The sequence below is a fragment of the Allorhizocola rhizosphaerae genome (genome assembly GCF_003426775.1).
Lineage (GTDB): Bacteria > Actinomycetota > Actinomycetes > Mycobacteriales > Micromonosporaceae > Allorhizocola > Allorhizocola rhizosphaerae.
On the sequence record NZ_QJUG01000337.1, the window covers coordinates 1 to 6683 of the forward strand.

A 6683-nucleotide genomic window follows, 5' to 3' on the forward strand; every position below is an offset into this window, starting at 1 on the left:
CGACCACGACGCGCTGCGCGAGGCGTGCGCGGCCGTGGTCGCCAGGCACCCGGCGCTGAGCCGCGCGGTCGCCGACACCGCGGACGGGCCCCGCTTCGTGCGGGCGGCCGCGGAGGTCCCGTTCACCGAGGGCGACCACAGCGACGCGCGCGTGCGTGCGGAGATCGAGCGGCCGTATGACCTGACCCGCGGCCCGCTGGCCCGGTTCGCCCTGCTGCGCGCGGCGCCCGAGCGCCACCTGCTCCTGTTCTCCGCGCACCACCTGGTCTTCGACGGCAACTCCAAGGATCTGCTCGTGCGCGACCTGGCGGCCGCCTACGCCGGCGCCGAGCTCGCGCCGCTGCCAGAGATCGCGCTGGGGAACGGCGGTGACCCGGAACGGATCGAATTCTGGTCCGAGGTGAATCTGCCGCACCTGCGTCATGTGCCCGAGCGGGCCGAGCCGGGCGCCACGGTGGAGTTCACCATGGCTCCCGCCGATATCGACGGGCTCACGCATTTCGAGGTGTTGCTGGCCGCCGTGCATGTGGTGCTGGCGCGATACGGCAACGCCGGGATGCCCGTGTCGCTGGGCATGTCCACCCGCACGGCGGAGACCAGAGACCACATTGGACTGTTCGTCAACGAGCCGGTGCTGACGGTGGCACCCGCCACCGGCTCGTTGCGGGACTATGCGTCCGATGTCAGGCGCCGCCTCCGGATGCTGGATCGCCACCGCCCGGTGAGCACGACCCGGCCCGTGCCCGCGCTGACGCCCGTGTCAGTGGGATATCGCAAGCGTTCCCCGAAGCCCGCATTTGAGCATGTCGAATGGGCGATGTTCAGCGGGGCGGCGCGCAACGCGTTGCACGTCCAGGTGGTGGAGGGCCCCGAGGGGTGGGTGGTGAGCCTGCAGCACAGCCCATCCGCGATCCCGACCGAGGCCGTGGAGCGGATCGGACGCCACCTGCGCGCCGTGCTGCACGCCGACCCCTCCGCAGACGTCGCGCGTATCGAGCTTGAGCCGGAACACCCGTGGAACGACACGGCCCGTGATTACGATCCACATGCGACAGTGGTCAGTCTGTTTGCCGAACAGGTGCGCCTGCGCCCCGATGACATCGCGGTCGTCGACGACAGCGGTCAGAGCATGACCTACGCCGAGCTCGACGAGGCCAGCGCGCAGCTCGCCCGGCGGCTGCCGGCCGATGCGCTCATCGCGATCCGCCTGCGCCGGAGCCTGCCCGCACTGGTGAACATGCTCGCGGTCATGCGGAGCGATTCCGCGTACCTCCCAATCGATCCGGATTATCCGGCGGCGCGGCAGGAGATGGTCCTAGAGGATGCCCGACCCGCCGCGATCCTCTCGGAGAACGGCCTGGAGCATCGGACGGGCGAGGGCGTGCCGGGCGCCGCCTATGTCATGTACACCTCGGGTTCCACGGGCAAGCCCAAGGGCGTCGTCGTGCCGCACGCGGCGCTGGCAAACCTGTTGCTGGGCATGGCCGAGACGGTCGGCAGCACGCCCGGCGACCGCTGGCTGGCGCTCACGTCGCTCGCGTTCGACATCTCCGGGCTGGAGCTGTTCCTCCCGCTGATCACCGGTGGGCGCCTGGTCATCGCGAGCGAGGCGAGGGCGCTGGACGGGCGCACCGTCGCGGAGCTGATCCGCGCGCAGGGCGTGACCCACGTGCAGGCCACCCCGTCGGGATGGCGCGTGCTGCTGGAGTCCGACCTGCCCGACGGGCTGACCGCGCTGTGCGGTGGCGAGGCTCTCCCGCTCGACCTCGCGCGGCAACTGCGCTCCCGCGTGGCCCGGCTGATCAATGTCTATGGCCCGACGGAGACCACGATCTGGTCGACCGCGGGCGAGATCCCCGTCGATCCGGAGCGGGTCACCATCGGGCGCCCCATCGCCAACACGCGGCTATACATTGTGGACAGTGCACTCAGGACGCTGCCGGTCGGCCTGTGGGGCGAGCTGTGCATTGGCGGAGCCGGTGTGGCGCAAGGATATCTGCGCCGCCCCGATCTCACCGCGGACAAGTTCGTGCGAGGCATGTATCGCACCGGCGACGTGTGCCGGTGGACGTTGGATGGCCAGATCGAGTTCCGTGGCCGCTCCGACAATCAGCTCAAGGTGCGCGGTCATCGCGTCGAGGCTGAAGAGATCGAGACCAGGCTGCGCGAGCACCCGGCCGTCGCGCAGGCGGCCGTCGCCCTGCGGGGCGATCAGCTCGCCGGCTACATCGTGGCGCGCGGCGCGCCACCCGAGCCCGCCGAACTGCGCCGGCACCTGGCCGCCACCCTTCCAACAGCATTGATCCCCGGGCTGTGGCAGGTGCTTGAGGCATTGCCTCTCACGGCCAATGGCAAGCTCGACCGCGCCGCGCTGCCCGCGATTTCCCTCCCACGTGATCCGGTTTCCGATGTGGACACCGGAGGCGACAGCGACGAAATCATCAAGGCGTTGCAGGACATCTGGCAGGAGGTACTGTCCATTGACGACATCGGGCCGGAGGAGGACCTGTTCGACCTGGGCGGACACTCGCTGACCATCACCCGGATCAGCGGCCGCATCGTGCAGCGCCTCGGCGTCGAAGTCCCGCTCGACGTCTTCTTCGACACCCCGACGATCGCCGAGATCGCGCTCTACATCAGGGAGTCGTCGTCATGACCGCCCACGCTGACATGGACACCGAGGGGCTGCGCCAGCGCCTGGCCGAGCTGATCAGCCAGGCCACCTCCGGCGCGATCCCGGTTTCCGAGGCGCTGGCGGGCAGCTCGCTGCGTGCGCTGGGCCTCGACTCGCTCAGCGCGCTGCGCCTGATCGACGCCATCGATCTGGAGTACGGCGTGGAAATCGACATCGGCGGCGCGCTCGGCCCCGACACGCTCGACGACGTCGTCGCCAACATCGTGGACCGACTCGCATGAGAGTCCTGCCGCTTTCCGCGCTGCAGCAGCGTTTCTGGTACCTGTGCACGACCTACACCGGAGACACGTCACCGATCCTGTTTCTTACCTGGCGCATCCGTGGCCCGCTCGACGTCGAACGCTGGAACGCGGCCGTGAGCGCGCTCGTGAACCGGCACGAGGTGCTGCGCACCGGGTTCCTGCTGCGCGACGGTGAGCCGTTGCAGACCGTGAGCCCGCCGAAGGGCATCGACACCGAGCTCATCCACGTCACCGGTGAGGCGGAGGCGGAGCGGATCCTGTTGTCGCGCACCAACCGGCTGCTCGATCTGATCGACGGGCCGCTGGTCGAATCGTGCCTGCTGCGCCTCGCCGACGACCATCACGTATGGATTTTCACTATGCACCATCTCATGTCCGACGGCGCCTCCCTGCGCATCGTCGGCCGCGAGGTCCGCGCGTTTTATCTGGGGGGATCGGAAGCGGCGATGCCCGCTTTGGAGTTCCAGTACGGTGACTTCGCCGTCTGGCAGCGCGAGCAGGAGGCGGCGGTCGAAGCCGACCTGGCCTATTGGTGTGAACGGCTCAGCACGGTGCCCCCACTGGAATTGAAGACCGACCACCCACGGCCGCAAGTGAAGTCAACGGCGAGCGAGGAGCTCTTCCACCAGATGGGTCCGGAGCTCGCCGCGCAGATCGTCCAGCTGTCGCGCACCGCCCGCTGCACCCCGTTCATGGTGCTGTTCGCGGGGCTGCAGGTGGTGCTGTGGCAGCGCAGCGGCGGGCAGACCGACTTCGCGGTCGGCACGCCGGTCGCCGGCCGGGTGCGCACGGAGCTCGAACCGCTGGTCGGCCTGTTCGCCAACACGCTCGCGCTGCGCGCCGACCTGTCCGGCGACCCCACGTTCGCCGAACTGCTCACCCGCACCCGCACCACGGTCATCAATGCGCTGAAACGGCAGACCGTCCCGTTCGGACGGATCGTCGGCCGGCTGGGACTGCCCAGCGATCCGGGCCGCACACAGCTGTTCCAGGTCATCTTCAGCATGCGCAACGACAACGAGAACAAGCAGCCCGAGCTGGGCGAGTTGCACATCGAGGACTTCCCGCACGGCCATCCCAAGGTGCTGCACGACATGGTGGTCGACATCTGGCGCCTGGACGAAAACGGCGTGCGCACCGGAATCCGTTATGACACCGCGCTTTTCACGGAGGACACCGTCGTCACTCTGGCCCGGCAATACGAGCGCGTCCTTTCCGCCGCGGTCGCCGAGCCCGGCAACCGCCTATCCCAACTGGCGGCGCAACATGGGTAAACACATAGCCTTATTCAACATCCCGGCCTATGGGCACGTCATCCCGACCATTCCGGTCGTCGAGCAGCTGGTGGCGCGCGGGCACCGGGTCACCTACACGTCAATCGAAAAGCGCCGGCCGCTGCTGGAGGCGGCGGGCGCGACCGTGCACGCGTACGGTTCGCTGCGGCCCAGCGATGACGATCCCACCCCGCAGGCCCCGCCGCGCGACGGCTACATCAGCCAGTCGCTGCTGAGCTTCCTCGACGAGGCCGTGAACGTGTGGGATCAGATCGCGCACATCTATCGCGAGGATCCGCCCGACCTGATCCTGTTCGACCGCATGGCCTTCGCCGGGCGGGTCATGGCCGAGGCGCTCGGTGTGCCGTCGATCCAGCTGTGGCCGATGCTGGTGTCCAACCAGCACTGGGCGATGGGGCCGGTCGATCCCAACGATCCCGTCCTCCAGCAGTACGTGGCGAAGCTCACGGCGTTCCTCGGAGAGCACTGCCCGTCCCTCGAACCGGCCGCGTTCCTGAGCCCGACACCCGCGCGGCACATGGCGTTCTATCCGCGCAGCTTCCAATACAACGGCGAGCTGTTCGACTCAAGTTATGCGTTCGTGGGGCCGTGCCTGCGTCGCGCCGAGGGGCAATGGCGTCCGTCGGGCGACGGCCCGGTGCTCCTGGCCACGCTGGGCACCGTCTACAACGCCAACGCGCAGTTCTACCGCTGCGTGGTCGAGGCGTTCGGCGAGACCTCGTGGGAGGTCGTCATCGCGTGCGGCGAGCGCATCGACGTGGCTTCCATGGGAGCGCTTCCGTCCAATGTGCGGGCGCATCGGGTGGTGCCTCAGCTCGACATTCTGTCCCGCGCGAGCGCGCTGGTGAGCCACGCCGGCATGGGCGGGATCATGGAGGCGATGAGCTTCGGCGTGCCGGTGCTCGCCGTGCCGCAGACCCTGGAGCAGGAGGCCAACGCGGCCCGCATCGAGGAGCTCGGGCTGGGGGCGCGGCTGTCCGGGTCCGGTCCGGCCGCGCTGCGCGAGGCGGTCGAGCTGATGGTCAAGGACCCGGCCATCGCCGACGGGATCGCCCGGATGCGCGCCGACATCGCGGCCGCCGGCGGCGCGGCGCGTGCCGCCGACATCGTCGAGGAGTGCCTTCCGTAGCCTGGGCGGGTGCGATTCGGGGTGCTGGGGCCGCTGGCCGTGTGGACCGAGGCCGGTGAGCCGGTCAGCATCCCCGGCCGTAAGGTGCGGGCGCTGCTGGCCGATCTGCTGGTGCACGAGGGGCGCCCGGTGTCCGCGGACACCTTGGTCGAAGACCTGTGGGGCAACGCGGCGCCGGCCGATCCGACCGCGGCGCTGCACGTGCGCGTCTCGCAACTGCGCCGTGCGCTTGCCGCCGCCGAGCCGGACGCACGCGAGCTCGTGGTGTCGCAGCCACCGGGTTACGTGTTGCGCGTCGGGCCGGACGACGTCGATGCGGCGCGGTTCGCGCGGCTGGCCGGCGAGGGCCGATACGACGAGGCGCTGGCACTGTGGCGTGGGCCGGCGCTGGCAGACTTCGCCGACGACCAGTTCGCGAGCGTGGCTGTCGCCCGGTGGGAGGAACAGCGGCTGTCCATTGTGGAGGCTCATGCCGAAGCGCGGCTGGAGCTGGGCGAGCATCACGAGCTGGTCGCCGAGCTGGCGGAGCACGTCGCTGCGCACCCCTATCGAGAGCGGTTGCGGGCCGCGCACATGCGGGCGCTCCACCGATCCGGCCGCACGGCCGAGGCCCTGGACAGCTTCCAGGAGCTGCGCCGCCGGCTGGCCGACGAGCTGGGCCTGGACCCGAGCCCGGAGCTGGCCGACCTGCACCGGGCGATTCTTTCCGGCGAGGATTATCCGGTATCAAACAAGCGCCCGATAATCCCCATGAGCAACCTGCCCGCGCCCGTCACCGAGCTCATCGGGCGGGAACAGGCCGTCGCCCGAGTCCGGGAGTTGCTGGCGTCCGGGCGGTTGGTCACGCTCACCGGGCCGGGCGGGGTCGGCAAGACCAGTGTGGCGCTCGCGGTCGCGCGGACTCACCGCGACGGCGCGTGGCTGATCGACTTCACGACCTGGGACGGGCAGGGCGATCCGGCCGAGTTCGTCCTCGCCGCACTGTCCATTCGGGACACACCGGGAGACCTGTCGGGGCCGGGTGAGCGGCTCGCGTCGGCCCTGCGGCAGCGCCGGACGCTGCTCCTGCTGGACAACTGCGAGCACGTCGTGGAGCAGGCGGCCGGTCTGGTCGGGCCGCTGCTGGCCGCCGCGCCCGAGGTGCGCGTGCTGGCCACGAGCCGCGAACCGCTGCGGCTGCGCGGGGAGGCCAGGTGGGACGTGCCGCCGCTGGCCGTCCCGGACACCGACGACCCGGCCCGGTTGGCGCAATCCCCGGCGGTGCGGCTGTTCCTGGCGCGCGCCGGGCTCACGCCGGAGGCGCAGACGATCGCCGGAGTGGC

General features: G+C 70.1%; 5 protein-coding genes. All 5 read left to right on the plus strand.

The features are described from left to right. A partial coding sequence (locus DM816_RS39220; RefSeq protein ID WP_117215548.1) for a non-ribosomal peptide synthetase occupies positions 1–2656 on the plus strand: 2656 nt, incomplete at its 5' end. After that, positions 2653–2916, plus strand: a complete 264-nt coding sequence (locus DM816_RS39225; RefSeq protein ID WP_211589053.1) for an acyl carrier protein — start codon at positions 2653–2655, stop codon at positions 2914–2916. The genes DM816_RS39220 and DM816_RS39225, both read left to right, overlap by 4 nt. Continuing rightward, positions 2913–4211: a condensation domain-containing protein gene (locus tag DM816_RS39230; RefSeq protein WP_117215550.1), complete on the plus strand. Its 1299-nt coding sequence runs from the start codon at positions 2913–2915 to the stop codon at positions 4209–4211. The genes DM816_RS39225 and DM816_RS39230 overlap by 4 nt, the downstream gene beginning before the upstream one ends. Continuing rightward, on the plus strand, positions 4204–5361 hold the full coding sequence (locus tag DM816_RS39235; protein ID WP_162908301.1) for a macrolide family glycosyltransferase: 1158 nt from the start codon (positions 4204–4206) through the stop codon (positions 5359–5361). Before DM816_RS39230 ends, DM816_RS39235 begins: the two co-directional genes overlap by 8 nt. A gap of 9 nt (positions 5362–5370) precedes the next feature. Then, positions 5371–6683: AfsR/SARP family transcriptional regulator (locus DM816_RS39240; protein ID WP_162908302.1), on the plus strand; the 1313-nt coding region annotated here is incomplete at its 3' end.